We start from the raw sequence: 25,135 nt of genomic DNA, 5'->3' as shown, positions 1-25,135 counted from the left end.
AAATAACTAGGGAATTCGAAATGAAGGACGGTTCTTTTTCTCCGTAAAAAAGCCCTTAGACGCAGGTAAAAGTAGTAAAGCAGTCGAATCGGAGAAAAAAGGATTAGAAAAAAATATCGCAACAAACTGGGATCCTCCCGCCTTCCATCTCTTAAAATTCTTTCCAGAAAGAAAGAGGAAAACAATCTGTTCGATGTGGATTCCTTCATTCGTATTCGCGGCGCCCGCGAGCATAACCTTAAAAACGTAAATTTAGACATCCCTAGGGACAAACTTGTGGTAGTTACCGGACTTTCCGGTTCAGGGAAATCTTCCCTTGCTTTCGATACCATTTATGCGGAAGGACAGAGACGTTATGTAGAATCTCTTTCCAGTTATGCGAGGCAGTTCCTAGGGCAGATGGAAAAACCGGAAGTGGATCTTATCGAAGGTCTTTCTCCTGCCATTTCCATAGAACAAAAAACGACTCATAGAAACCCCAGATCGACTGTGGGAACTGTCACGGAGATCTACGACTATTTGAGACTTCTGTATGCCAGAGTGGGCAAACCCCACTGTCCTAAATGTGGAACTGCGATTACTTCTCTTTCCGTGGATCAAATTACGGATCGAATCAATTTATTTCCGGAAGGAACCAAACTCCAGATCTTAGCTCCCGTCATCCAAGGGAAAAAGGGAGAACATAAGGAAGTTCTGGAAAAATACAAAAAGGAAGGATTCAGCAGAGTTCGTGTTAATGGAGAAGTGTATTCTTTAGAAGATGAAATTCCTCTGAAGAAAAATTTCAAAGCGGACATCGACGTGGTGGTGGATCGTATCGTAATGAAACCTGGGATTCAATCCAGACTTTCAGACTCCGTAGAAACCGCCTTACGAACCGCAGATGGAATCCTCATTGTGGAGGACGGAGAAAAAGACCATCTCTATTCCCAGAAACTTTCCTGCCCGAAATGTGACGACGTATCCATTCCAGAGCTGACTCCCAGACTTTTTTCTTTCAATTCTCCTTTCGGTGCCTGTGACGTATGTGACGGATTAGGTGCTATTCTTGAATTCGATGAAGCTCTTCTTGTTGCGGATGAAGAGGCCTCTCTTGCGGATGGAGCTATCGAAGCTTGGGGCGGTTCCAAATCGAATTCTTATTGGTATATGGCAACCATCACGGCTTTGTCCAAAAAATTGAAATTCAATTTGAACACAGCTTGGAAAGATCTTCCTGCTAAAACAAAAAAAGTGATTCTATTCGGAGACGAATCCATCCAGATCGATTACGATTTTCGAGGAGCGAATTCTCATTACGAATTCTCACGTAATTTCGAAGGTGTGATTCCCAATTTGAAAAGAAGATATAAGGAAACCAAATCCGACTCTATGAGGCAGTGGTTTGAATCTTATATGACCAATCATGATTGCGATGTTTGTAGCGGCAAAAGACTTCGTCCCGAGGCTTTGGCCGTAAAAGTGCAAGGAATCGGAATCGACCAATATACTAACTTTTCCATCGCCAAGGCATTGGAATTCACAAAAAGTTCCAAATGGGCAGGTGCGGATGAAATCATCAGCAAACCCATCTTAAAAGAGATTCTGCAAAGATTGAATTTTCTTTTCGATGTAGGAGTGGGTTATCTCAACCTGAGTCGTTCTGCGGGAACTTTATCCGGTGGAGAGATGCAGAGGATCCGTCTTGCCACTCAAATCGGTTCCCGCCTAATGGGAGTTTTGTACATTTTGGATGAACCTTCCATCGGCCTACACCAAAGAGACAATACCAAATTGGTGAACACCTTAAAAGGGCTGCGTAATTTGGGAAATACGGTTCTAGTCGTGGAACACGACAAAGAAACCATGGAAGAGGCGGATTTCATCGTAGATATGGGGCCTGGTGCAGGTGTGCACGGAGGAGAAATCGTTTCCTTCGGAACTCCTGAAGAAATCAAAAAAGACCCCCACTCGGTGACAGGGAAATATCTTTCCGGTGAAAAAAGAATCTTAATGCCTTCCGAGAGAAGGAAGGGCAACGGAAAATTCCTTAAAATCGTAGGAGCGACGCATAACAACCTAAAGAACGTGGATGTTTCCATTCCTTTGGGAACCATGACTGTCGTTACGGGAGTTTCCGGTTCGGGAAAATCCACTCTCATCAATGAAATTCTTTATAAGGATTTAGCGAGCACCATCCAAGGGTCCAAACTGATCCCAGGAAAACATAAAAAGATTCAGGGAAAAGAACATCTGGATAAGGTCATTAATATCGATCAGTCGCCGATCGGTAGGACTCCTCGTTCGAATCCCGCCACCTATACGGGTTTATTCACTCATGTAAGAGATTTGTTTAGTAATTTAGAAGATGCTAAAGTAAGAGGATACGGTCCGGGAAGATTCAGTTTCAATGTTTCCGGAGGGAGATGTGAAAAATGTGAAGGGGACGGAATCTTAAAAATCGAGATGCACTTTCTTCCCGACATCTATGTGGAGTGCGAAGTCTGTAAGGGAAAAAGATACAACCGAGAAACTTTGGAAGTCAAATACAAAGGCAAAAATATTTCCGATGTATTGGAGATGACGATCGAAGAAGGAGTTGTATTTTTCGAAAACATTCCTTCCTTAAAAAGAAAGTTGGAAACTCTGATGGATGTGGGTTTGGGATACATCAAACTCGGTCAGGCAGCGACCACTTTTTCCGGAGGAGAAGCCCAAAGGATCAAACTTTCCACCGAACTTTCCAAAAGGCCTACAGGAAAAACTTTGTACATTCTCGATGAACCTACTACGGGACTTCATTTCGAAGACATAGAGAAATTACTTCATGTGCTTCAGGTTTTGGTGGAAAAAGGAAATTCTATGGTTATCATAGAACATAACTTAGATGTCATCAAGGCAGCCGATCATATCATCGATATAGGTCCGGAAGGTGGGGACGGAGGGGGAAGGGTGATTGCGGAAGGAACTCCCGAAGATGTTGCCTCCGTAAAAGAATCTTTTACAGGTCAGTATTTGAAAAAGGTTTTGGCAGAGGAAAAAGCCTTGGATGCCAAACCCAAAAAGAAAAAATCTTGAGTCTGTTTTCAGAACGATTAAAGACGAAATTGGAACATCTTTCCAACAGGGAAGATTCCGATCTCTTCTATAAAAATAGAAAACCTCTTTTGATAGAGGAGGGTTTTTATTCCGTGTTAGATGCAAAAAAAAACTCCTATCTGGAATTCCAACATAGGCTTCAGGAATTGGTTTCTTTCAAAGACGGTTTGAGTTTGGCTCTTTCCTCTATGGTAGAGGTGAATGTGGCAGGAGGGATTTTATCCAAATCGGAAACGAATAAAGGAAAAGAACTTCTGCAGAAAATAACAAACAGTGATTTCGTTGTCGCTACAGGAGTTTCCGAACCTAAATGGGAAGGGCAGCTTAAAAACCTCACATCCTCTTTTGACGAAACATATAAACTAACGGGAATTAAATCTTTTGTTACGAACGGAACCTCTGCAAACACGATCCTTTGGGTGGTTCCTTATCAAAATAAATACTCTGTTTTTGCAGTGGATGTGTATTCGCAAGAAGACAAAATCGTTAAGGAAAAAATTACGACTCCTTTTGCATCCTTGGCCTCCCATTTGAAGATAGAACTTACGAATTATTCTCTTTCTTCTTCCGATTTGGTTTTGGAGGATTACGGAAAATTGGGAATTGAACTTCGTTTAAAGGAACTTTTTAGTTTGGTCTCACTTCTTTTAGGATTTGTAAATTTAAGCTTTTCTTATGGGTTTCCTTCCGAAATCAAACAAGAATGGGAATCTTTATCTTTATGGAGAGACAAGGCTGCGGTCGAGCTTACGAACGAAAACTTCAGCGAGCTTTTGGAATCGTTCTTTCCTTTTCCCATCTCTCCTTTATTGGAAAGTTTGAAACATTTCCACGGATTGAATTCCGTTTCCGAACTTGTATCGATTCACCCCGATTACTCTCTATTCATTTGGGAAGACGGCTTTACCAAATATCTAACTAAAAGAAAAAACAGATCCCCTCAAACTTAGTGGTGATGGTGGTGTCCGTGAGAATGGGAATGTCCTATATGATGTTCTTTCTCTTGGAGTTCTATATTTTGCAATTTTCGTAAAGCTGCATCAGAGATAAGTTCTACGGAAACAAAAGGGACTCCGAAATGGGATTTGGAAAGAGTGTGTGTTTGAAAGATCAATTCATCTCTATCCGCATCTTCCTTCACTACAATCTGTACTTCCAAAGAGAAAACTCCTGAAGTGAGTTTTCTTACCGTCAGCCCTGAAACTTGGGAAACACCAGGAAATGCCTGCAAGTGTTCTATAAAATGTTCTCTTTCGAAATCCTGCGGCTCAGACTCTATCAGTATTTCTATGCTTTCTTTTACGATAGAGGAAGATGTTTTTAAGATAAAAAGCGCAATGAAGACGCTTAAAATAGAGTCTATTTCTTGAAACCCTGTCGTTTGCATCAATAGGGCACCGCTAGCGACCGCAATGGTTCCTAACAAATCGCTTAATACGTGTAAGTATGCTGATTTTAGATTTAAACTTTCCTTGCTGACTCTAAAAAGAAGTCCCACAGAAATGAAATTGATGAGTAGCCCTACTAAGGAATAGGCCAACATGGATTCCGTATGGATGGAATGCGTACTCGTAAAACGCTCGTAAGATTCCCATAGGATAAAAACGGAGATTACCACAAGAAGGAGTCCGTTTGCCAAAGCGGCAAGCACTTCGAATCTGTGGAATCCGAACGGATATTTACGACTCGGTTTTTTCGCAGAGATATAGATGGCAGAAAAGGAAATCAGATGAGCGAATACATCCGTAGCGATATGGCCTGCGTCCGCAAATAGAGCCAAACTACCGCTTTTTTCGGAACCGATCCATTCGATTACGAAGATCAGCAGCGAAAGAAGGCCGGAGATTCCTAGATAGGTAAGAAGTTTTTTCCTTCTGTTTCCTTGGGAATGGTGCAATTCGAAAGATTCGCTCATTCCGTATCCGAAACGGTTCCGCTGAGTGCTCTAGGAACAACCACGATATCGACCCTTCTATTGAGTGCTTTGTTTTCTTTCGTGGAATTCGGAACGATCGGCTGAAACTCTCCGTAACCTGCGGAGGAAAAGTTTTTAGGATTCAAGTTTTTGTTGGAGAGTAAATGCTCTAACACGGATAAGGCTCTTTCGGAAGAAAGCTGCCAGTTGTTCCTGAATTTCGTTTTGATGGGAACATTGTCCGTGTGTCCCTCTATGACGATGTAATTTTCTGGATAGGAAGCCAAAATTTCTTTGATTTTATCGATTGCAGGTATGATCGCAGGTTTTAATTCCGCAGAACCACTGTCAAACGAGATTTTGTCGTCTATATTGATGACTAGTTTATTGTGAAAACGTTTCAATCGAATTTGACCGGAAAGAATTTCCTTGGAAAGTTTTTCTTCCAGTTCCTTGGCTTGGTCCGCCAAACGATCCAATTCTCTTTTTTGATTTTTGTTCATTTGTTTGAGATTGGAAATTTCGTTTTCCAGATTGCGGATCCTTTCCTTCAACTCATCCAGTTTAGATTCGTAACTTTCACGTAATGTTTGTTCTTTGGTCAAACACTGCCTTTCCTGATCTTCCAGTTTTTTCTTTAAGGCATCGATTTCTTTTTTATCTTTCTCTTCTCTACGTCTGGCTTCTTCGGAAATCGTTTTTTCCTTATCGGTTCCTTTCTTTTCGATGCTTCTCAGACGCATGTCATAGTCTCTGATTTTATCCGCAAAGTCGTCTTTTTCGGAAGCCCTGTTTCTTTTTTCCAATTCCAAATCTTCGTTTAAATTTCTGATTTGAGATTGAAGGTCTTTTTTTTCATCTTCCTGGCGGGCCAAATCGTTTTGGTATTGTTTCTTCAAATCCTGAAGTTCCAATTCCAAAGCATATTTTTCCTTATAGAGGGTGTTGTATTCGACGGGAAAATAAATCCAGTCGGCAAACAGGGAAAAGGGGAGAAATAAAAAGGCGGTAAGTGATAGGATGGGTTTACGCATAACTACCTCGATTCTTCGTAAGTGTCTTCCAAATTGATTTTTGGAAGTTTCGCTGCTTCATTTTTCACTCTTTCCCATTCCGTTGTTTTTCTTCTGGAATCCGATTTACGGCTGCTGTATTGAGTTTCGAAAATTTCTTTTTTTACAAATTCAGGATCGGAAGGAACTTTTCCCTGAGACTCCTGAAATTTCACTGCGACTTCCGCACGAACCAATTCCAATTCAGCGATATTTTCGGAGAGCATCGCTTCTTTCATCTGGAGAAAAGCAATGTCTTCTTTTTCTTTTTGAATCCAAGTGAGGTATCTTGTTTCTTCTTTTTGTTTTTCCAAGTCGGCAGCTTGAGATTCATCTAAGTAACGTTTTGCGTTGGAACTTTCGTCTTTGATCAAAGAAAGTTTTTCTTTCTCTTTGAGAAGGTCTCTTTGAGAGGTGTGTTTTGCAATCTTCGCCTTGGAGATTTTGATAGATTGAGATGTGATCTCATTTGTCTTTTTCTGAGTGGCAATTTCGTTTTTAAGAGTGATGATTCTTTGTTTGATCACCTTAATGGCCGATTTTTGTTCCTCATTCATGACTTCTTCCCGAACATAGGTATCGGAAATGGTGCTCAGTTTTGGTTCAAATAGGGCGCATTGAGAAAAAACAAGTAGGAGAAAAACCACTGTATGAAAAATTCGAATGTAAGAAGCCATAAGCAGAGATTAAGTTTTTGGTGACATAATCGTCAATTGTAAAATTTCAGGAAAAAAACTGATCCATGGAAGAAGAAGCAAGGAAAGATACGGTTTTTAGGCTGAAAATTGACCGTGAAAGCGAGACTTACGAAGAGTTCTTGGAAGAACTTCGTAATCAAATCCAAAGCGGTTCCGAAAATAGCCTCAAAGCGATGTTAGAGGGTGCTCACCCTGCCGATATCGCCACTTTGTTTAGAGATCTTTCCTTGGAGGAATCTCTTTATCTTTTCAGGCTACTGTCTCACGAAGAACAATCCTATACTTTGATCAAAATGGAAGAAGAGGGTCTGGACAAGTTTCTGGACGAACTTTCCATCGATGAAATTTCCCTCACTTTGGATTTCAACGAGACGGACGAAACCACTTATTTATTATCTTTTTTGACTCCGGAGAGAAGAGATCAGGTTCTTTCCAAACTCAGTAAATCTGACTCTTTTGAAATCCGTTCCCAGTTGGGATTTAGGGAATCGAGCGCAGGGCGTCTTATGTCCAAGGATTTCGCAACTGCAAAGTTAGGTGATAATGTCCGAAAGGGAATCATCAACGTAAGAAAAAAAGCGAAAGAAATCGAAGACATCTATCAGATCTACGTAACGGATGAAGACGGTGTATTAAAAGGTTTCATTCCTCTGAAAGATCTTTTCCTCACTCCGATCAATACTAAAATTTCTAAAATTACGAATTACTCCGTTTATTCCTTTCATTATGATACGGATCAGGAAGAGGTCGCTAAGTCTTTCAAGAAATACGACCTTGTCAGTACTGCGGTTGTGGATGATTTAGGTAGAATCATCGGCAGAATCACGTTAGACGATGTTTTGGAGATCGTAGAAGAGGAAGCTTCCGAAGACATCTTAAGGATGGCGGGGGTTTCGGAAGATGAAAGACTTTCCACTCCCATCTTACAATCCGTAAAGAGAAGGATCATCTGGCTGAACGTAAATCTTCTGACCGCATTTTTATCCTCCACTGTCGTCGCCTTTTTCGAAGATACGATTTCCCAAATCGTGGTGCTTGCCACCTTGATGCCCATCGTCGCAGGACTGGGAGGAAATGCCGGAACTCAATCCGTGACGGTAGTCATTCGCAATATCGCCACAGGGGATCTTACTTTTTCCAACTGGTGGGATGCGGTTCGGAAAGAATTCACGATCGGATGTCTCAACGGTCTCGTATTGGGATCGATCACAGGCACTATGATTTTTTTAGTCAAAGGAAATCCCGTTCTGGGGCTAGTGGTGGGAGCTGCGATGTTGGTGAATATGTTAGTCGCTTCTTTGACAGGTTCTCTTGTTCCGATTCTTTTGAAAGCGGTTCGGATTGATCCTGCCATAGCTTCCTCTATTTTCGTGACTGCAATGACGGATGTCTGCGGATTTTTCTTTTTTTTGGGACTGGCGACTCTGTTTTCCCGTTATCTGATCGGCTAAATTTATCTGTAAAATTCTTGCCACAACCCATATTGCCAAAAGAATTATTTCAAATGAACCTCTCTTTCTTTCGAATCTTAGGATTTCTTCTATTTTCCCTTTCTATTCTTGCCAATTGTAAATCCTCCCAACAGCAAAGTTCGGTATCAGAATCGCAAGCAGTCGAAAAAATCGTCGGCGATCTTTTGCCTCCTCCTGGAGGGGAGGGTGAGATCATCTTCAACGAGAAAGGGGAAGAGGTTCAAAATTCAACGGGAGAAGTTCCTTTTTTCCAAAAAAAATCGGATATGCCGAACGAGCTGTACAGAGTGTTCATGGGTTCGGATACATATCAGGTGCGTCAAATTCGTTCCAGCGATAAAATCAAAAGAAAACCAGATCCGGGCGGGGACGAGCTGACAAAAGAGGAAATGAAACGTTTCGATTTATTGAACTTCGTTGACGACGGTTATGTGACTGTCGGATTAAACTCGAATACAGGCAAACTAGAGACTATCTCTTTCGACAGAAGAGTTCCTAGGATCAACGATATCGCCAAACTCATCCAAAACGATGCATCCAGATGGAATTACGAACATCTTTCCAAAGACGGTCTTCCTTTAGTCACTAAATTTTTGATCAATTATCAAATTCGTCTTTATGCGGGAAAATCAAGGGACGAAATCAAACAAATGTTACAGAAGAAAAAATAAATGTCATCTGCGAAAAGAAAATTCGCATTCTTTCCTTGGATCGTTTTTTTTATCTTAAATTGTTCAACGATTTCCATCATTCCGGAACCTTTTGTGGGAGAGAACCCGGGTTTGGTTCTTTTCGGAATGGTTCATTTTCACGGAAAGATCAGTTTCGGAGTAAGAGACCCTTTTCATTATACCACCTATCGCAAAGATTTTTTTCTGTTTCGGGAAATCGAAGAAAAGCAGGACGGAACCTTTTCTGAAATCGGGTATTCTTTACCTCTTACCGCAAAAGATGTAGTGATCAGCGATACGGAAGGAATTTATTTCGGAATCACATCTCTTCCCACAAACAAAAAGTATGCGATGGTCAGATACGGTTATATGGAAACCCGTTCCAGTGGAAGCGGTGCGAACCGAGTTACTTATACCGTTCCTGTTTATTTTTCTGTCAAATCCGCTGTCACCTTTCCTCTTCTCCCGATTCATGTGGAGGAAGGTAAGGCAAAATTTGCAGGAGTATTAGGTGTCTCCGAATCAGGAATGATCATCGACGGTCTTCAACATGTGATAGAGAAGGGTTACGACGAAGATTGGAATCATTTTTTCGGCCCTTATGAAACCACACGTAAAGGAGCAGCCTGGCAGATCAGAGATAAGATCTTGACCTATCAACCTAACGGATATTGGACGACTCTTTTGAAGAAAACGCAGGCGGATGAAAAACTGAAAAGGGAGAAAACTTTTTAAAAATCGATCGGCATGTACAATGTTAGGTCAAAGTTCCTGAATTCCGCCTTATAGTTCCCGATGTTCAAAATGGGACCTCCGAAGGAAAGTCTTAAGTTCAGATCTCCCATAGGCACCTCCCAAAACAACTGCCACACGAATGCCCTTGCTCTGGCTATCGAAACTTCCGTTCTGGAGATATTCGATAGGGTGATCACTTCGAAAGGAGTGAGGTTTTTGTTCAAAGCCAATGCTGCGAAAGTGACAAAAGGATCTCCTATCGTGAAATCCCCTTTTGCCATTGAATAAAGACCATAGAGTGTTAGGTTGTCTCCCGAACTTAAATTCAACAACAAAGAGGATTGGATGGGATCTTGCTGAAGACCTCCGAATGCAGCATTATAACCTAATAAATTGATTAAATTGTCGTTTGGATTGGCGAGTAAAAGAGGATACATGATCCTTGCGATCGGATTGGCATCGAAGTTTCCTCTCATGCTTATGGTTCCCGGCCCTGCGCCCAGTCCGATTCGGAAATGATCGATTCCTTTTTTTCCAAAATAAACTGTGGGAATTGCGAAACTTTGGAATCCTTTGATTCTGGTTCCCAAATTGACTCTTTCCGTATTCGAATCGGAAGAGCTGCTGGAGGAACCGGGGGAACTTGCTAGATTTGTATTACTTCCTAATGGTTTTTCCACTGTTTGGCGGTTAAGAGTATACTCCGAATTGCGAAAGAGTAAAGTCGCTCCGAACCATTCCGTAAACTGCCAGTCGGGGGTTTTTAAATCGAAAGAAAACTGAACTTCTCCCAAAGAACTTTGGGACATGATTGCGTTGCCGGAAGGGCCTTTGATATGCAGGTTTGTGCTTTCGAACTTCACACCTGGATACAGTCGAAAGTAACGAGGCCCGAAAGTTCTTCTTTGAGAAAAAGAACCTTCTCTTGCATCCGGATCGATCGCTTTCAATTGTTTTTCTTTGAGAAGAGGATCGCGGATGCGGGGAGGCTCCTCTTCCCAATGATCGAATGCGGATAGGGAAGAGGAGATATAAAATAGAGTTAAAAAAAGTTGAAGTTTTTTCCTCAAAGAAAAATTACCAAGAGAATTTCCCGTTTTTCGTATAATTAAAGTTCATCGACTCGTTGAGTCCCGGAACTTTCAGTCCTGAGTTTCCGTTCAAATCGAATCCTGCCGATTTAGATTGAATGGTTTTGTAAAGACCGGAACTGATAGATGCTACAGGGAAAGCCGTTTTCACTTTAATGATGGATTCTTTTCCGTTATTGATGATTTCTTTAGGAGCACCTGCTAGAAATTTTTCCCCGCCTAACTTTAAATCGTAGTTTAAACCTTGGAACATCAACTCGGAAGCCGCTTTGTTTTGAAAGTTCAGATCGAATTCTGTATTTAGATCCAAATTAAGTCCAGATAAACCGGCACTTGCTGCCGATTTTGCGGATTGAGTGGTCGATTTGCCGGAAAGAAGACCTTCTAAAAAGCTGACTGCTGTATTTGCCATCGTTCCTGTATTTGCAGAAGAAGTGATTTCCTCTTTGCTAGGCATTAGGATCTTAAAGTTTTTGATGTCTACGGAAGGAAGAACTGCCGGAATTTCTCTGCTTTTTTGGAATGCGAAACTCATCGGTTGGCCTCCCACTAAGGGAATAGAAGCAGGAACCGGAACCTTCAGATTTCCATCAACCATAACGGATAACAATGATTTTCCGGGAACTTTTTGATACAACTTCAGCAAATCATCATATTTGATTTTAATTTCGAAAGGAAGTTGTTTTGATTTTTTGGATTCGATTTCTCCCAAGTCTGTCGAGATATGAGAAAGATTGGTTCCTTCTATTTTTAGATCCATTTCCAAAAGGGATTTGGGAAGCCCTACCGGATACGGATTTTCTACGGAAGTAACCATTTTTAACGTAATGTCTGTTAGTGTAATTTCTTTGATGCTCAAGGATTCGAAACTGAATTCAGGGCGGGGAACTCTGTCTTGTAAAACTCCCAGAATCGAGCAGTTGATGGATGTTAGAAGAAGGAATAACAGGCTAAGAATGCGTTTCATGACAACATAAGCTCCTAAATAAATTTCTTTGTCAAGTGAATTGGATTTCCAAGGTAACTGGAGCATGATCGGAAAGAGCAGGTTCGTTTACGATGTTTGCTTTCTTTATCATAGGCAGTAAGGATTTGCTTCCAAGGAAATAGTCGATTCTCCAGCCTTTGTTATTTTTTCTCGCTTGAAAGCGATAGGTCCACCAACTGTAGAGATCTTTTTTATCGGGATGAATTTCCCTAAAACAATCGATCATTCCTGATTCCAGAAACCGGGTCATCCAGGCTCTTTCTTCCGGCAAAAATCCGCTGTTCTTTTCGTTCCCTTTCGGGTTATGGATGTCTATTTCTTTGTGGGCAATGTTCACATCCCCGCAGATCAGAAGCGGTTTTTTCTTTTTTTTCAATTTTTTGACTAATTCGTCCACTTCGTTTAAAAACTCGTATTTGATTTTTTGCCTTTCCTCTCCGCTTGTTCCGGAGGGGAAATAAATATTCCAAAATATAAAATTAGAATATTCTAATAAAACAGATCTTCCTTCCGATAGAAAAATTCCCCCTCCGTAGCCGACTTCCACAGATTTAGGCTTTTCCTTAGTGAAGACTGCCACCCCGCTGTACCCAGGCTTTTCCGCAATACAGGCATAGGATTCGTATCCCATTTCCGCCCAATGGGGCTTTTGGATTTCGGAAAGAGGGGCTTTTGTCTCCTGAAAGGCAAAAACATCAGGTTTTTCCTTACGAATTAAATCGAGTAAACCTTTTGAACTTGCCGAACGAATTCCGTTGCAATTTAAGGTAAGAAATTTCATATAGAAATGGAATCGATTAAATCGCTCAATCAGTCGATACTAAAAATGATATGTTAGAAATTTCTCCAGAAATTCCCTTTGTCAGCGGGTCAAAAATTCGCTTCCTTGTTTGGGATAGGTCTCCTCAGGCCTTAGAAACTTGGAATTGGTCTCAGGGACTCTACTGTTTTCTGCAATCCAGAACGCTTACAATAGGAAAAGAATTTCGATTCGGAAGTCCTCTTTGGGGAATTCCGAATCATGTGCAACATATCGAATATCCTTTCTATTTTTCTAATGATTTCGATTCCGTTTCCAGTGTTGCTTTGGCTTGGAAACAAAATTTATCCGGGAAAAATATTACCGTCCTCGTTTCTTCGGAAGAGGAAGAAACTGCAAGATTAGAATTTGCAAAAATTTTGCTTTCCTCCTCACAGGAAGAGAGTTGGGAAACCATTGCCAAACGATTCGGGTTGATCGGTGAAAAATACCAAACCCTAAACGAGTTTCATAAGACGATGAAACGAGTGGCTCCCGAAAAACATTCCTTATTTTTTAATCCTCCTCCGATTCTGATCTGCGGCTCTTCCGTACCCAATCAATCTGTAAAAAACGAATCTTCTCCTTCCATTTCCGTTCAGGAAAAGAAAAATCCGATTTCAGTCGTTTCAGAAACAAAGCCTTCCGAGGTAGTTTCTTCACAGGCGGTAGTCATCGAAGAAAAACCTGCTAGAAAATCGGAAGCGGAAGAAATAGAAGCAAACGCCAGTATGGTGGAGAATGCCTTTGTTGTTCCTGAACCTGAAGTTTCCAAAGTGGAAACCCCAGCCTCTAAGGAAGAACCTTCCTCGGCCGTGAAGGAAGAGGCGAAAGTAATTCCTCCTTCTACGACTTCAAAACAAGAAGCTCACTCTGAATCTCTTCCTTTGAATTCCGGAAATGTCCAAACGAAGTTTTCTCTTCAATTGAAAATGATGGGAGTGATCTCTCTTTTATTCGTTTTATCCGTATCCACGATCATTTTTTTCGCATCCTATTATTTTAAACAAACCGCAGAGCTTCAGTTAAGAGCAAATAACTTAAGATTGGCGGAAATCGTTGGACTAAAGGTGAAATCGGACGTATTGAGTTCCGTCGAAAAAGGCCGCCAAATTGCGATTACACTCACTTCCCAAGGTCTTCCCGAAGATCAAAGAAAGATGCTTTTGAAGACTTTTTTCAAAAACGACCGTGAGTTTATTTATATGGGGATTTTTGAAAAACAAGGCAACGAGCTTAGAATGAAGAAAGAAGTGTTCAACGAGGAGGAATTGAAACAATCCTCCGTGACGGAAGAAGACTTTCATAATGTAGTTCTGAGAAATAAAGAAGCATTGAGCGAAGCTTTCAACGGACAATCCGTACTTTTAAATTCCAGTCCAGGGTTCCAAGAACCTTCTTTTGCAATCGCAATTCCCACTTCCGAAAACGGGGAGTTGGACAACGTCCTTGTGATGGTCATCAAACTCAGCAAAATCATAGGAGCCTTTCAGGATAGAGGGATCGAAACCACTTTTATGGTGAACGGTCAAGGTGTTGTAATCGCCCATCCTAAAGAAGATTTGATTTTAGCTGCGACCAATCTTTCCTCCATGCCGATCGTGAGGTCGATGGTGACGAATCCTACCAATAACGGTCAGAGCAGTTATTTCGATCAAGAATTGAATGCTCAATACTTAGGTTCTTTTCAGAAAATCGGTTTTGCGGATACAGGCGTCATCACTCTCGTTTCAGAGGATAAGGCATTTGAGGACGTTTACAAAAGCCAAAGAACCAATCTTTACATTATGGGAATCGGGCTTTGTTCCGCACTCATCTTCGTATTCTTCTTTTCCAAAACGATCACTAAGCCGGTATTACAGTTGTTAACTGCTACACTCGAAATCGCCAAAGGAAATTTTCGAGTTCCCATCAAACCTACGACCAAAGACGAGGTGGGGCTTCTTACCAGATACTTCATCGACATGGGTCACGGTCTGGAGGAAAGGGAAAAGGTAAAAAACATTTTGGGAAGTATGATCGATCCTGTGGTGGTTCAGGAGGCGATGGTCGACTTAGCTGCGTTAAAGAGGGGATCTGAAACCATGATCACCGCATTCTTTTCCGATGTTGCCAGTTTTTCCACAATCTCCGAACAGTTGAAGTCCGCGGATCTTGCAGCTCTTCTCAATGAATATCTTTCCGCTATGACATTGATCTTGAAACAACACGAAGGTGTTTTGGATAAATACATCGGGGATGCCATCGTAGGAATCTTCAATGCTCCTGTTTCCGTTCAAGACCATCAATTGAAAGCCGCTCGTGCCAGTGTGGATATGGTTCAGAAATTGGAAGAACTGCGTAAGTATTGGACTAGGCATAATCTTTATTCCAAAGAAGCACAAGGAATGGATGCAAGGATCGGTTTGAATGCCGGACCGGCTAAGGTCGGTTTTATGGGAACGGATGCTCTAGCTTCTTATACTATGATGGGGGACACTGTCAATTTGGCGGCACGTTTGGAAGCCGCAGGAAAAGACTACGGAGTGAACATTCTCATCACGGATGCTATTTGTAACGAAGTAGGTGCGGAGATGCTGACTCGTTATGTGGATTTGGTGCGTGTAAAAGGAAAAAATGAACCTGTTAAAATACACGAACTGGTAGGTTACCGTTCTCAAATTTCTTCTCAAGTTGCCGAGTCCGCACAGCTTTATGAAGCGGGTTTTTCCTCTTACTTGAACCAAGACTGGGATAAAGCTGTTTCCTTGTTTCAACAAGCGGAAGCGGCAAAAGGCAAAAAAGACAAAGCAAGTCATGTCATAATCGAAAGATGTTTGGAATATAAACTTTCTCCTCCTGGCTCCGATTGGGACGGGGTCTTCACTAGAACACATAAGTAATTCGGTATATGCGCCTTCTCAACGATACTAAGTATGTAATTCCTTTTCTGATCTTCCTCATAGGGGTGTTTTCATTCCTATTGTACAGAAATTTAGCCAATCGAGGAGGCGGTTCCGGAAGTCCCAGCATCGGAGTCATCACTTTTAAAAACAAAACTGTTTTGAGGAAATACAACGATCAGGTGGTTTGGGATACGATCGAATCCAAAACGGAAGTTAAAAACAGGGATACGATTCGTACGGAAGGTTTGTCGGATGCCGTTCTGACTTTAAACGACGGAACTAAAATCAATATATCCGAAAACTCGATGATCCTTTTGGACATATCAGATAAAAACATCAATATCAATTTCGCATACGGATCTTTCGAAGCCGCCAGGGAAAGAGACGGAGAAGATTCCAAACTTAACATCACTGCCGGTGACAAAATCGTAGAGGTCGGTAAAGGCGATATCAAACTGGATAACACCAAAGGGGAGTTAAACCTCAAGGTGGGAGAAGGGGAAGCTAAGATATCCGCGAACGGAAAACAGGAGATCGTAGGAAAAGATCAGGTAGCGAGTGTGACTGGAGATGGAGTTCGAGTCAGCAAACCTAAGTTCGGTTTGGTGTCTCCTGAAGACAAAAAGAACTTTTTGACTGAAAGCGGAAACGAAACGATCCAATTCTCTATCGCTGGAGTTACTTCCGAATCCCTTAAAGATACGAATGCGATGATCGAAGTCGCAACTTCCCCCGATTTCGGTAAACCGATCGTAAAAGAGAAAGTTAAATCCGCTTCTTATTCCAAAAACCTTTCCGGAGGCTCTTACTATTGGAGGATCAGTTATGTAGATCCAGAGTCCAAAAATAAACAGTCTACGGAAACGGGAAGATTCAGAGTGTTGGCAGACCCTTCTTTGAAGTTGTTTTCTCCTAAAGAGGGAGAAAACTATTCTTATACGGACGGTCTTCCTATCGTAAAGGTTTCTTGGCAGAATTTAGATCTTTATTCCGGTTATACGGTGCAAATCTCGAAAGACCAAGGTTTTTCTGGAGATGTGAAATCGAAACAGACACAAAATCAGTCCGTCGCATTTGACGGATTAGGTGATGGCGCTTATTTCGCAAGAGTGATCGCCAGATCCAGCATTCCGGACGTTCCGGAGAAAGTATCTTCGCCAGTTAAATTTTCCATCGGAAAAAGGCTGAACCTGGAAGCTCCCGTTCTTTTGGAGCCTGCTAAGTCCAAGGTTTTCACTAAAGAACAAGTCAAAAATCAGATATTCTTTACATGGAAAGACAACCAAGATTTCAATCAGTTCTTTTTCGAATTGAGTTCCGATTCTTCCTTTTCGAAGATTCTCACCAAACAATCTTTACAAGCAAACTTCATTAAAACGGGAGAATCCCTCTCAGAAGGAAATTATTTCTGGAGAGTGAAAGGTTCTGCCAGCGGCAAAGAGGATTTAGTGTCTTCTGTAAATTCCTTCTCTATTGTCGCAAAGGAAGATATGAATTTGATTTCTCCTTCCGTAAATTCGGAAGTAGAGATGGACGAAAAGGGTTCCGTTACTTTGCGTTGGAAAAAATTAAATTCTAAAGCCACTTATACTGTCGAAGTTTCCAAAACGAACGATTTTACTTCAGCAGTTTTGAAAGAAACCACTCAAAATCAATATTATGAAGCCCATTTGAAAGATTTCGGAAAATTCTATTGGAGAGTGAGTGCGGATACTTCTTCCGGGGAAGCCGTAAGTGATGTTTGGTCTTTTGTATTGAACAGTTCTACGGAAGCGCCTGTTTTGAGTTCTCCCGCAAAGAATGAATCCATCGACATGTCGAATCGTTCTTCTATTTCTTTTTCTTGGAAACCTACCGAAAAATCCTCTTCTTATCGAATCCGAATTTTGGACATCAGCGGAATCAAAGAAAAGATCGTTCTGAATGAGAAAACCTCCAAACCTTCTTATAATCTCACCGATTTACAAAAGTTAAGTGAAGGTAGATACCGCTGGGAAGTTTGTTCCGTTTATAATACGAGTGCGGGAGAAAAGGAATCTGTTTACAGTCGGGCCGATTTCTTTATTTCTCTTCCCAGCTTAAGAATTCCTAAAATTCTCACTCCCGGGAAAATCTATGTCGAATAAGACTCTATTCGTTTCGATTTTCATTTTTTTTGGAATTTGTTGCGGTTCCCTTTTGGCGGAACCAGTCACTACGGAAGACACAATGCCGCAGCAATTGAGCTGGCAAGAAGTTCCTGGAGCCTCCGGTTATATTTTGGAAATTAGAAATTCCAACGGTTACCAAGTATTGTCCGAAAAAACGACAGCCAACGCTTATACTCTTGTTAATTTTACTTCGGGGATGTATGAACATAGAGTAGGTGCCGTCAATAAATTGGGAAAGGTGAGCGGATACTCGGAATGGGTTCCTTTTGAAGTGATCGTTTCCCGAATTCCCAGCCTAACAAAAAATAGTGTATTTTCTTTTTCCAAAGAAGAAAAACAGAAGGTTCTGATTCTGGAAGGAAAAGATTTCATAGATTCGATGAAAGTCTATATGGTGATCGGGAGTAAAAAAATCCCCGCTAAAAAAGTGGTTTTGGAGTCTGGAACGGTAGCTAAAGCGACTTTCGATATAGATCCCGATCTGGATACCGGAATTTACGATTTGGTTTTGGAAAACCCTCGTAAAAAGACGTTAACCGCCAAACAAAGAGTTGTTGTATCCGATTCCAAAGAAAGAGCTGCGAGGTTTGCCAGCCGCCAGGAAAGAATCATCAATAAGGAAATCCCGGAAGACTATTACGAAACTCCTTATTGGTCCACATTCTGGAGATCCTCCATTCTGCCGGGATGGGGACAGACTTATATAGACGGTCAGAATTGGAAGTTGTACGTTTATCCGGTAGTGGCTGCTGGGATTTTGGGAGCTTATGCGAGTTCTTATTCCAAGTTCCAATCCGCCAAGTCCTCGTATGAATCTACGGTATTGATGGGAGTGTTTCTTGCCGAGGATCCGAACACTCAGTTTTTATGGTTATTGAATCGAAATTCAGCACAGGCAAATTTCAATTCAGCAAAACAACAGTTAAATGTAATTCAGGCGGGAGCGGGAGTATTCGGTTTATTCATCCTTTATAACCTTGTTGACTCTTATTTTTCCGCAAGAAGGAACATTGCTTGGGAAGAACCTAAGCCTGGTTTTCCTATTTTAGAAGAGAACGTGAGAGTTTCCGCCAGACTGGGTGCGGACTCGATTTATTCCTATTCCTCACAGCCGATTCAGTATAAAACTTCCGCTTCCAACTACCAATTGGAATTCTCACTTCGTTACTAAACAAAAAGCTTGAGACTAGAACATCGTTTAGGATAGAGTATTTCTATGCCGATTTCTATTCTCAAAGCGGATCCTGCGAAACCGGAAGGGTACAGCCATCTTTTAAAGAAGGCAAAGTCGGATCTTTCCGTTGCCACGGAGAAAGTCATTCCTATTTTGCGTTCCGTTGAGAAAGAGGGCGACAAAGCTTTATTCGAATTCACAAAAAAGTTCGATTCGATCGAACTATCTTCATTAACGATCGATCCTCGTTCTGTTCGAACCAATGTCCCTAAGGATATCCAAGAAGCATTTTTAACCGCTAAAAAGAATATAGAAACATTTCATAAAGCCCAACTGAGAGATTCTTGGTCTGTCAACGTCGATGGAAATAAGTTAGGCGTTAAATACACTCCCATTCCTTCTTTGGCTGTATATGCTCCCGGAGGAACAGCTCTTTATCCTTCCAGTGTGCTTATGGGAATCATTCCTGCTAAGATTGCGGGAGTGAAAGAAATTCAATTGGTGACTCCTCCTCAAAAAGGAGGTCTTCCCGATATTTTGGTCTGGCTTGCGCAGATTTTAGAAATCGACCGAATCGTTACAGTGGGAGGGGCGCAAGGAATTGCAGCGGTCGCTTATGGAACCGAATCCGTTCCTAAATCTGAATTCGTAGTCGGCCCCGGAAATTCTTACGTAGCAGCGGCTAAGTCTTATTTGGCGGGAGTAGGTCTCATAGGAATCGACAGTCCTGCGGGTCCCAGCGAAGTGGGAATTCTTGCGGATGAAACAGCTAATCCTATGTGGATCGCCTGCGATATGTTATCTCAAGCGGAACACGGGGAAGATTCTTCCGCTATTTTGATGACTACAAGCCAATCCCTTGCGGATGCGGTTTCTGTGGAGTTGGAAAAGGCATTCGTAGAAAGACCGAAACGTCTGAAAATGAAACAACATGCGATTTATGAAAATTCCTGTATTTTAGTATTTCCTAAAATGGACGATTGCATTCATTTCTCAAATTTATTGGCGCCAGAACACTTGGAGATCCAAACGGCAGATCCTTACAAAGTATTCGAAGGGATCGAACATGCCGGTTCCGTATTTTTAGGACCGTATTCTCCTGTTGCGATGGGAGACTATATCAGCGGCACAAATCATATACTTCCCACTGCGGGAGGAAGTCGCATTTATTCTTCCTTAGGCGTCGACACCTTCTTGAAAAGAGTCACTTATCAGGAAGTCACAAAAGAATCTCTTAACCGTTTGTATCCTCATGTGAAATTGATGTCCGAGCTGGAAGGTTTGGACGAAGAACATGGAACCAGTGTTAAGGTTCGATACGAGGAAAAGAAACATTGATCGTTGTTAGAACTGTAGAAGAACTGAAGTCCCAAATTTCTCTTTGGAAAAAGGAAGGAAATTCGGTAGGATTTGTTCCCACGATGGGGTATCTACATGAGGGACATATTTCTCTTGTGGAACGTTCCAAAAAACAGACGGATAAAACAGTATTATCTTTATTTGTAAATCCCACTCAATTCAACGATCCTGAAGACTATCTGAAGTATCCTGTGAACATAGACGGAGACTTGGAAAAATGCAAAACTGCATCCGTCGATTTGGTGTTTCTTCCCAGCAAAGAAGTGATGTATCCAAAGACCGAATCTACGATCACTATGACTCAAAGTCTGCTTCAGACAAATCTCTGCGGGCGCACTCGTCCGGGTCACTTCGAAGGAGTAATGTTAGTCGTTTCTAAATTTTTCCATTTGGTAGAGCCTAACTTTGCTTTCTTCGGACTGAAAGATTACCAACAGTTTCGAATCATAGAAGAGATGGTTTCTCTTTTAAATTTTCCTTTGCAGGTGATCGGTGTGGAAACTTTGAGAGAACCGGATGGTCTAGCCATGAGTTCCAGAAACGTGCGATTGAGCGAGAAGGAAAGAGAAACTGCCAAACTCATCCCCAGAATGTATTCTTTAGCAGAAAAACTCCTGAAAGACGGAGAGAAGAATCTTTCCAACTTTAAGGAAATTCTAAGGGATTTTCTTCTTACGGGACAAGACGTAAAAATCGATTATCTGGAGACGGTTGACCCCGGAAACTTACAAGAAAAATTGGCATTGGAAGGAAAAATCCTTTTGGCCGTAGCCGTATTCGTAGGAAAAACAAGACTCATAGACAACCGCATCTTTACTCTGCCGATCAGTTAATACTTTGGACAAAAAACAGAAAGAAACTCCGTCAAACATCGATTATTCCGGAATAATCTCGTCTCTTAAAAAAAAGGAAGTGCATCTGAGCGGTGTGCCCGACAGTGCCGCCTCTTATCTTGTTTCCGATTTATTCCTTCATTTAAAATCAACCGATCATTTTTTCGTGGTTCTTCCAACGAACAGTGAAGCTGAACTTTTTTCCAGAGAGTTGGTCAGTTTTTTGCCCGCAGAGGACATCTTTCATTTTCCAGGCCCTGAGAATATCCCTTACGAATATACGAAATGGCAGGCGGAGTGGAAAAGGGATCGTATCCTTTGCATCAATCGCATCTTTTCCCAAAGAAAAGCGGTCATCGTTTCTTCCGTATCCGCTTTGCTTCGAAAAATTCCCCATAAGGAAAGTTTAAAAGGAAAGTCTTTGGTTTTAAAAGCCGGTTCCGATTTTCCTTTGGAAAAACTTCTCTCCGAATTGGTTCGGTTAGGTTATCATAGGGAAGAAGTGTGCGAACAATTCGGTCATTTCAGTTTGAAAGGAGGGATTTTAGATATTTATACTCCTTTTTTAGGTCAGCCGGTTCGTATCGATTTTTTTGGTGATACCGTAGATGAAATTAGAACTTACGATCCTAACACTCAAAAGTCTCTTCAGAAAATCAAAGAGGTGATGATCACCGCTGCCAATGAAACTGTAATCACTTCGAAGGAATGGGAAGATTATGGGTCTTTACTTTTATCTCATGAAGACAAAAGACTTCCGATCCAAGAAGACAACCTTATCCTAGAAGAACATCTTCCTTTTGTACGCAAACACGAAGGTCTTTTGAGTTTATTCGATTCTCCTCCGATCGTTATTTTTCCAAGGTCTTCCGAAACCAGAGAAAGAGCTTTCGGAATGAAACGAGAATACCAAACTCTTTTCGATAAAAAAAAGGAAGAGTCTCTTTGTTTGGAGCCGGGGGAACTCATCTCTCTAGGAAAAGAATGGAATCTACTTACGGAAGATGAAGAACCTTCCATTCACCTCGGACTACTTCCCGCAAAGGAAAACGATTTTCCTGTTTTTCCTATAACTGAAGTAAGAAGTTTTAGAGGAAAGATCCGGGAAGCCAAAGAACATTTCGATGAAATCCTAAACGAAAATCCGGAAGCAAAAGTATTTATCACTTCATCTTTTTCTGCTCAGATGCAAAGGCTGAAAGGACTTTTTCCTCAGGAGAAAGTGAATGTTTTGAATCCTGATTCGGAAGAACCGCAAAGAGTCGATCTTTTAGGTCAGTCTTCCGGAGTTCATTTAGTGATTTCCGATTTGAGAAAGGGATTCTCTTTCCCCGAGAAAAATCTTCATATCTTTACGGACAACGATCTATTCGGAAGACAATACAAACGCAAAACAAGGTATAAAAAACAAGCCTCTCAAATGATCGAATCCTTCATCGATTTGAAGGAAGGAGATTACATCGTTCATGTCAATCATGGAGTAGGAAAATTCGTAAAGATTGAACGAACGAAGGCGGACGGAAAAGAGAGAGACTTTCTAAAATTAGAATATTCTGGAGGAGATACTTTATTCGTTCCTCTGGATCAAATCTCTCTCGTCCAGAAATACATAGGGGGAACAGATTCCCCCAAACTGGACACTCTGGGAAAAAATTCCTGGAAAAAGGCAAAGGACAGAGTTCAGGAGTCCGTAGACAAACTTGCGGAAGACTTGGTTCATATGTATTCCAACAGAATGAAGTTGAACGGGTTCGCATTTCCTCCCGATACGATTTGGCAGGAGGAATTCGAAGCGGCTTTCGAATTCGAAGAGACCCCTGATCAAATCTCAGCGATCGAATCCGTAAAACAAGATTTGGAATCTGCAAGACCGATGGATCGACTCGTCTGCGGAGATGTGGGTTACGGAAAAACGGAAGTGGCTATCCGCGCCGCCTTTAAGGTGATTATGGCAGGGAAACAAGTGATGCTACTCACTCCTACCACCATTCTCGCATTGCAACATTATAATACACTAAAACAAAGATACGAAAACTATCCGATTAAAATCGCATTCGTTTCCAGATTTCGTTCCGCTGCAGAAGTTAAGGAAGATCTAAAGAATTTTTCTGAAGGCAAAATCGATATGCTTGTGGGAACCCATGCTATTTTGTCTTCCAAAGTGAAACCCAAAAATTTGGGACTTCTTGTAATTGATGAAGAACAGAAGTTTGGTGTCACTCATAAGGAAGCGATCAAAAAGTTCAAACAATTGGTGGATGTTCTCACTCTGACAGCGACTCCCATTCCCAGAACACTTCACATGGCACTTACAGGCATTCGGGAATTGTCCATCATCTCCACACCTCCTAAAAACAGGCAAAGTGTGGAGACCTATGTTTTGGAAGAGGACGATATACTCATTCAGGAAGCGATTCGTAAGGAAACGGAAAGAGGCGGCCAAGTTTTTTATCTCTACAATCGGGTGGAATCGATTGAAGAAGAAGCAAGTTACGTTCGTTCCCTTGTTCCCGAAATCGCAGTGGGAATTCTACACGGTCAGCTGACCGAAGATGAAATTGAAGAGACTCTTGTCGATTTTTACAATCGGAAATACGATATACTTGTGACTACCACAATCATAGAATCCGGAATCGATATGCCCAATGTGAACACATTGATCGTAAAGAAAGCGGACATGTTCGGTTTATCCCAGTTGTACCAAATTCGGGGAAGAGTGGGACGGTCGGATAAAAAAGCGTATGCCTATTTGTTTTATCCTTCCAAAAAATTGATCACAGAGCAGGCCGAAAAACGCCTCAACACTATATTCGAATATCAGGAATTGGGATCGGGTTTCAAAGTCGCAATGAGAGATTTGGAAATTCGGGGAGCGGGGAATCTTCTGGGAAAGGAACAGTCGGGAGATATCATGGAGGTTGGATTCGATCTTTATGTGAAGATGTTGGAAGAAGCCATTTCCAGAGTCAAAGGCGAAGAAGTCACCGTTGAAGTTCGAACAAGTGTTAACTTATCTGCCAACTTTTACCTTCCTGAAGATTATATTCCCGATACGAAACAGAAAATCGAATTTTACAAACGATTCGAAGGTGCCGGAAACCTGGACGAAATCGAAGAATTGGCACTGGAAATGGAGGATCGTTTCGGAGACCTTCCCTCAATCGCCAAAACCTTTGTGGAATTGGAGAAAATTCGCACTTTATCTTCCAATTTGGGATTCGAATCCGTTTCGGAAAAGGGAGAAGAGGTATTGTTTAAATGTGGTACCTACTTCCGAGGCAATCCGGATCGGGTGATTCAGGCTTTGGGAAAATTTCCAGGCCTTTTCATTCATCCTCAAGAGCCATCCATACTACGTTATTCGACAGCGGAAAAAGACGATCTCAAGAAGATTCGAAAGCTATTGTCTTTACTTCGTTTCTTAGGGGAGTAACTTCTCTTTCTGTCAAAAAAATGATGGACATCGGCCTAATTTTTCCCATTATCATCACAAAATATAATTTTATAAGCGGTCGGATCCTCTTACATGGCAAAAAATTTACTACTCGTTTCCTTATTGGGCATTTCCTCTTTTTTACTGAACTGCAACGACAGTCCTGTCATTGAAACTTTTGATAGACATCAAATCACTGTTAAGGATTTCGAAGCGGCTTACGACACAGCTTTGGATTCCATCAGCAGATTGCAAAATATTGAAAAAAAGACTCTTTTAGAATTCATCGAAAAGGATGTAACCGAAGTTCCTCAACAGTTCCAAGATCTGAACTATCAATTACAAAAGAAAAACTTTTACCAAACCTACCGCCAGATGTTGATGACCAAACTAGTCGCTGAGAAAAACGGCTACTATTCCAGACCGGATGTGCAAGAAGTTTTGAAACAAGTAGAGATGCAAACCATCGCTCAGATGTACGTATCCGAGCAAGTTGAGAAAAAAATCCAAATTTCCGACCAACAAGCGAAATCAGAATGCGAACGTATGCGCGGTTTGGATAAAAACATCGCTACTCTAACAATTGATAAATGTTTGTCCTTTGCAAAAGCACAAATCAAACAATTGCAGACTAGAGAACAACTGCCTTTGATCATTGAAGGTATCAAAGAAGAAGTAGTCATCAAAAAGAATCCTAAATTCGACTTAGATGCGTATCTTGCTCCTAAAAGAAAAGCGGCAGCAGAAGAAGAAAACAAAATCGATCCTGCTCCGGAATCCAAATAATCGATAGAGAGTTTTT

General features: G+C 41.4%; 18 protein-coding genes. 12 read left to right on the top strand and 6 right to left on the bottom strand.

Features of this window, described 5'->3' with window-relative positions; genetic code table 11:
- The first annotated feature begins 195 nt into the window (after window positions 1-195).
- Together uvrA and EHS15_RS15075 are read left to right on the top strand one after the other, a co-directional pair.
- Window positions 196-3,057, top strand: a complete 2,862-nt coding sequence (gene uvrA, locus EHS15_RS15080; RefSeq protein ID WP_135761376.1) for an excinuclease ABC subunit UvrA — start codon at window positions 196-198, stop codon at window positions 3,055-3,057.
- Window positions 3,054-4,028 (top strand): acyl-CoA dehydrogenase, encoded by a 975-nt coding sequence (locus tag EHS15_RS15075; RefSeq protein ID WP_135761375.1) that lies wholly within the window; start codon window positions 3,054-3,056, stop codon window positions 4,026-4,028. The genes uvrA and EHS15_RS15075 overlap by 4 nt, the downstream gene beginning before the upstream one ends.
- Here the strand turns inward: EHS15_RS15075 and EHS15_RS15070 are convergent.
- The 3 genes from EHS15_RS15070 to EHS15_RS15060 are packed head-to-tail and all read right to left on the bottom strand — an operon-like array spanning window position 4,025 to window position 6,602.
- The gene (locus EHS15_RS15070) at window positions 4,025-4,993 is read right to left on the bottom strand and encodes a cation diffusion facilitator family transporter (protein ID WP_135761374.1); all 969 of its coding nucleotides are present in this window, start codon (window positions 4,991-4,993) and stop codon (window positions 4,025-4,027) included. The two genes, EHS15_RS15075 and EHS15_RS15070, sit on opposite strands and share 4 nt — an antisense overlap.
- Window positions 4,990-6,027, bottom strand: coding sequence for an OmpA/MotB family protein (locus EHS15_RS15065; RefSeq protein ID WP_135761373.1), 1,038 nt, complete (start codon window positions 6,025-6,027; stop codon window positions 4,990-4,992). Before EHS15_RS15065 ends, EHS15_RS15070 begins: the two co-directional genes overlap by 4 nt.
- A 2-nt stretch (window positions 6,028-6,029) precedes the next feature.
- Window positions 6,030-6,602 (bottom strand): hypothetical protein, encoded by a 573-nt coding sequence (locus tag EHS15_RS15060; protein WP_246052180.1) that lies wholly within the window; start codon window positions 6,600-6,602, stop codon window positions 6,030-6,032.
- A 185-nt stretch (window positions 6,603-6,787) separates the two neighbouring features.
- Between EHS15_RS15060 and mgtE the strand changes: the two genes are divergently transcribed.
- Genes mgtE through EHS15_RS15045 form a run of 3 tightly spaced genes read left to right on the top strand, consistent with a single transcriptional unit; the run spans window position 6,788 to window position 9,621 of the window.
- Entirely contained in the window at window positions 6,788-8,194 is a 1,407-nt protein-coding gene (gene mgtE, locus EHS15_RS15055) for a magnesium transporter (RefSeq protein ID WP_135761371.1), read from the top strand.
- A 53-nt stretch (window positions 8,195-8,247) separates the two neighbouring features.
- The gene (locus EHS15_RS15050; RefSeq protein WP_135761370.1) at window positions 8,248-8,886 is read left to right on the top strand and encodes an LA_2219 family laminin/E-cadherin/plasminogen-binding protein; all 639 of its coding nucleotides are present in this window, start codon (window positions 8,248-8,250) and stop codon (window positions 8,884-8,886) included.
- Window positions 8,887-9,621: a hypothetical protein gene (locus EHS15_RS15045; protein WP_135761369.1), complete on the top strand. Its 735-nt coding sequence runs from the start codon at window positions 8,887-8,889 to the stop codon at window positions 9,619-9,621. It abuts the gene before it with no gap.
- Here the strand turns inward: EHS15_RS15045 and EHS15_RS15040 are convergent.
- Genes EHS15_RS15040 through EHS15_RS15030 form a run of 3 tightly spaced genes read right to left on the bottom strand, consistent with a single transcriptional unit; the run spans window position 9,618 to window position 12,481 of the window.
- Complete coding sequence (locus tag EHS15_RS15040) at window positions 9,618-10,691, bottom strand: hypothetical protein (RefSeq protein ID WP_135761368.1); 1,074 nt, start codon at window positions 10,689-10,691, stop codon at window positions 9,618-9,620. The two genes, EHS15_RS15045 and EHS15_RS15040, sit on opposite strands and share 4 nt — an antisense overlap.
- Before the next feature lie 7 nt (window positions 10,692-10,698).
- Window positions 10,699-11,679 (bottom strand): LEA type 2 family protein, encoded by a 981-nt coding sequence (locus EHS15_RS15035; RefSeq protein WP_135761367.1) that lies wholly within the window; start codon window positions 11,677-11,679, stop codon window positions 10,699-10,701.
- A 31-nt stretch (window positions 11,680-11,710) separates the two neighbouring features.
- Window positions 11,711-12,481 carry an exodeoxyribonuclease III gene (locus EHS15_RS15030; RefSeq protein ID WP_135761366.1) on the bottom strand — a complete coding sequence of 257 codons (771 nt, stop codon included), beginning with the start codon at window positions 12,479-12,481 and terminating at the stop codon, window positions 11,711-11,713.
- A gap of 50 nt (window positions 12,482-12,531) precedes the next feature.
- Between EHS15_RS15030 and EHS15_RS15025 the strand changes: the two genes are divergently transcribed.
- The 7 genes from EHS15_RS15025 (at window position 12,532) to EHS15_RS14995 (ending at window position 25,119) form a co-directional block, all read left to right on the top strand.
- The gene (locus tag EHS15_RS15025; protein WP_135761365.1) at window positions 12,532-15,381 is read left to right on the top strand and encodes an adenylate/guanylate cyclase domain-containing protein; all 2,850 of its coding nucleotides are present in this window, start codon (window positions 12,532-12,534) and stop codon (window positions 15,379-15,381) included.
- A gap of 8 nt (window positions 15,382-15,389) precedes the next feature.
- Complete coding sequence (locus tag EHS15_RS15020) at window positions 15,390-17,510, top strand: FecR domain-containing protein (RefSeq protein ID WP_135761364.1); 2,121 nt, start codon at window positions 15,390-15,392, stop codon at window positions 17,508-17,510.
- A complete protein-coding gene (locus EHS15_RS15015; RefSeq protein WP_135761363.1) occupies window positions 17,500-18,705 on the top strand; it encodes an LIC11435 family protein in 1,206 nt (401 codons plus the stop codon). Before EHS15_RS15020 ends, EHS15_RS15015 begins: the two co-directional genes overlap by 11 nt.
- A gap of 45 nt (window positions 18,706-18,750) precedes the next feature.
- Window positions 18,751-20,046: a histidinol dehydrogenase gene (gene hisD / locus EHS15_RS15010; RefSeq protein WP_135761362.1), complete on the top strand. Its 1,296-nt coding sequence runs from the start codon at window positions 18,751-18,753 to the stop codon at window positions 20,044-20,046.
- Complete coding sequence (gene panC / locus EHS15_RS15005) at window positions 20,043-20,900, top strand: pantoate--beta-alanine ligase (RefSeq protein ID WP_135761361.1); 858 nt, start codon at window positions 20,043-20,045, stop codon at window positions 20,898-20,900. Before hisD ends, panC begins: the two co-directional genes overlap by 4 nt.
- A 52-nt stretch (window positions 20,901-20,952) precedes the next feature.
- Window positions 20,953-24,333, top strand: a complete 3,381-nt coding sequence (gene mfd / locus EHS15_RS15000; protein WP_476737714.1) for a transcription-repair coupling factor — start codon at window positions 20,953-20,955, stop codon at window positions 24,331-24,333.
- A 93-nt stretch (window positions 24,334-24,426) separates the two neighbouring features.
- The gene (locus tag EHS15_RS14995; protein WP_135761360.1) at window positions 24,427-25,119 is read left to right on the top strand and encodes a lipoprotein LipL31; all 693 of its coding nucleotides are present in this window, start codon (window positions 24,427-24,429) and stop codon (window positions 25,117-25,119) included.
- The last annotated feature ends 16 nt before the right edge of the window (window positions 25,120-25,135 follow it).

This window comes from Leptospira idonii (assembly GCF_004770995.1).
GTDB lineage: Bacteria > Spirochaetota > Leptospiria > Leptospirales > Leptospiraceae > Leptospira_A > Leptospira_A idonii.
This window is presented reverse-complemented; position numbering and strand designations above follow the sequence as displayed.

What these genes read in the sequence shown, in the direction of transcription:
- EHS15_RS15070 (WP_135761374.1), bottom strand. Translation starts at nt 4,993, where the DNA reads ATGAGCGAATCTTTCGAATTGCACCATTCCCAAGGAAACAGAAGGAAA.
- EHS15_RS15065 (WP_135761373.1), bottom strand. Translation starts at nt 6,027, where the DNA reads ATGCGTAAACCCATCCTATCACTTACCGCCTTTTTATTTCTCCCCTTT.
- EHS15_RS15060 (WP_246052180.1), bottom strand. Translation starts at nt 6,602, where the DNA reads ATGAATGAGGAACAAAAATCGGCCATTAAGGTGATCAAACAAAGAATC.
- mgtE (WP_135761371.1), top strand. Translation starts at nt 6,788, where the DNA reads ATGGAAGAAGAAGCAAGGAAAGATACGGTTTTTAGGCTGAAAATTGAC.
- EHS15_RS15050 (WP_135761370.1), top strand. Translation starts at nt 8,248, where the DNA reads ATGAACCTCTCTTTCTTTCGAATCTTAGGATTTCTTCTATTTTCCCTT.
- EHS15_RS15045 (WP_135761369.1), top strand. Translation starts at nt 8,887, where the DNA reads ATGTCATCTGCGAAAAGAAAATTCGCATTCTTTCCTTGGATCGTTTTT.
- EHS15_RS15035 (WP_135761367.1), bottom strand. Translation starts at nt 11,679, where the DNA reads ATGAAACGCATTCTTAGCCTGTTATTCCTTCTTCTAACATCCATCAAC.
- EHS15_RS15030 (WP_135761366.1), bottom strand. Translation starts at nt 12,481, where the DNA reads ATGAAATTTCTTACCTTAAATTGCAACGGAATTCGTTCGGCAAGTTCA.
- EHS15_RS15025 (WP_135761365.1), top strand. Translation starts at nt 12,532, where the DNA reads ATGTTAGAAATTTCTCCAGAAATTCCCTTTGTCAGCGGGTCAAAAATT.
- EHS15_RS15020 (WP_135761364.1), top strand. Translation starts at nt 15,390, where the DNA reads ATGCGCCTTCTCAACGATACTAAGTATGTAATTCCTTTTCTGATCTTC.
- EHS15_RS15015 (WP_135761363.1), top strand. Translation starts at nt 17,500, where the DNA reads ATGTCGAATAAGACTCTATTCGTTTCGATTTTCATTTTTTTTGGAATT.
- hisD (WP_135761362.1), top strand. Translation starts at nt 18,751, where the DNA reads ATGCCGATTTCTATTCTCAAAGCGGATCCTGCGAAACCGGAAGGGTAC.
- EHS15_RS14995 (WP_135761360.1), top strand. Translation starts at nt 24,427, where the DNA reads ATGGCAAAAAATTTACTACTCGTTTCCTTATTGGGCATTTCCTCTTTT.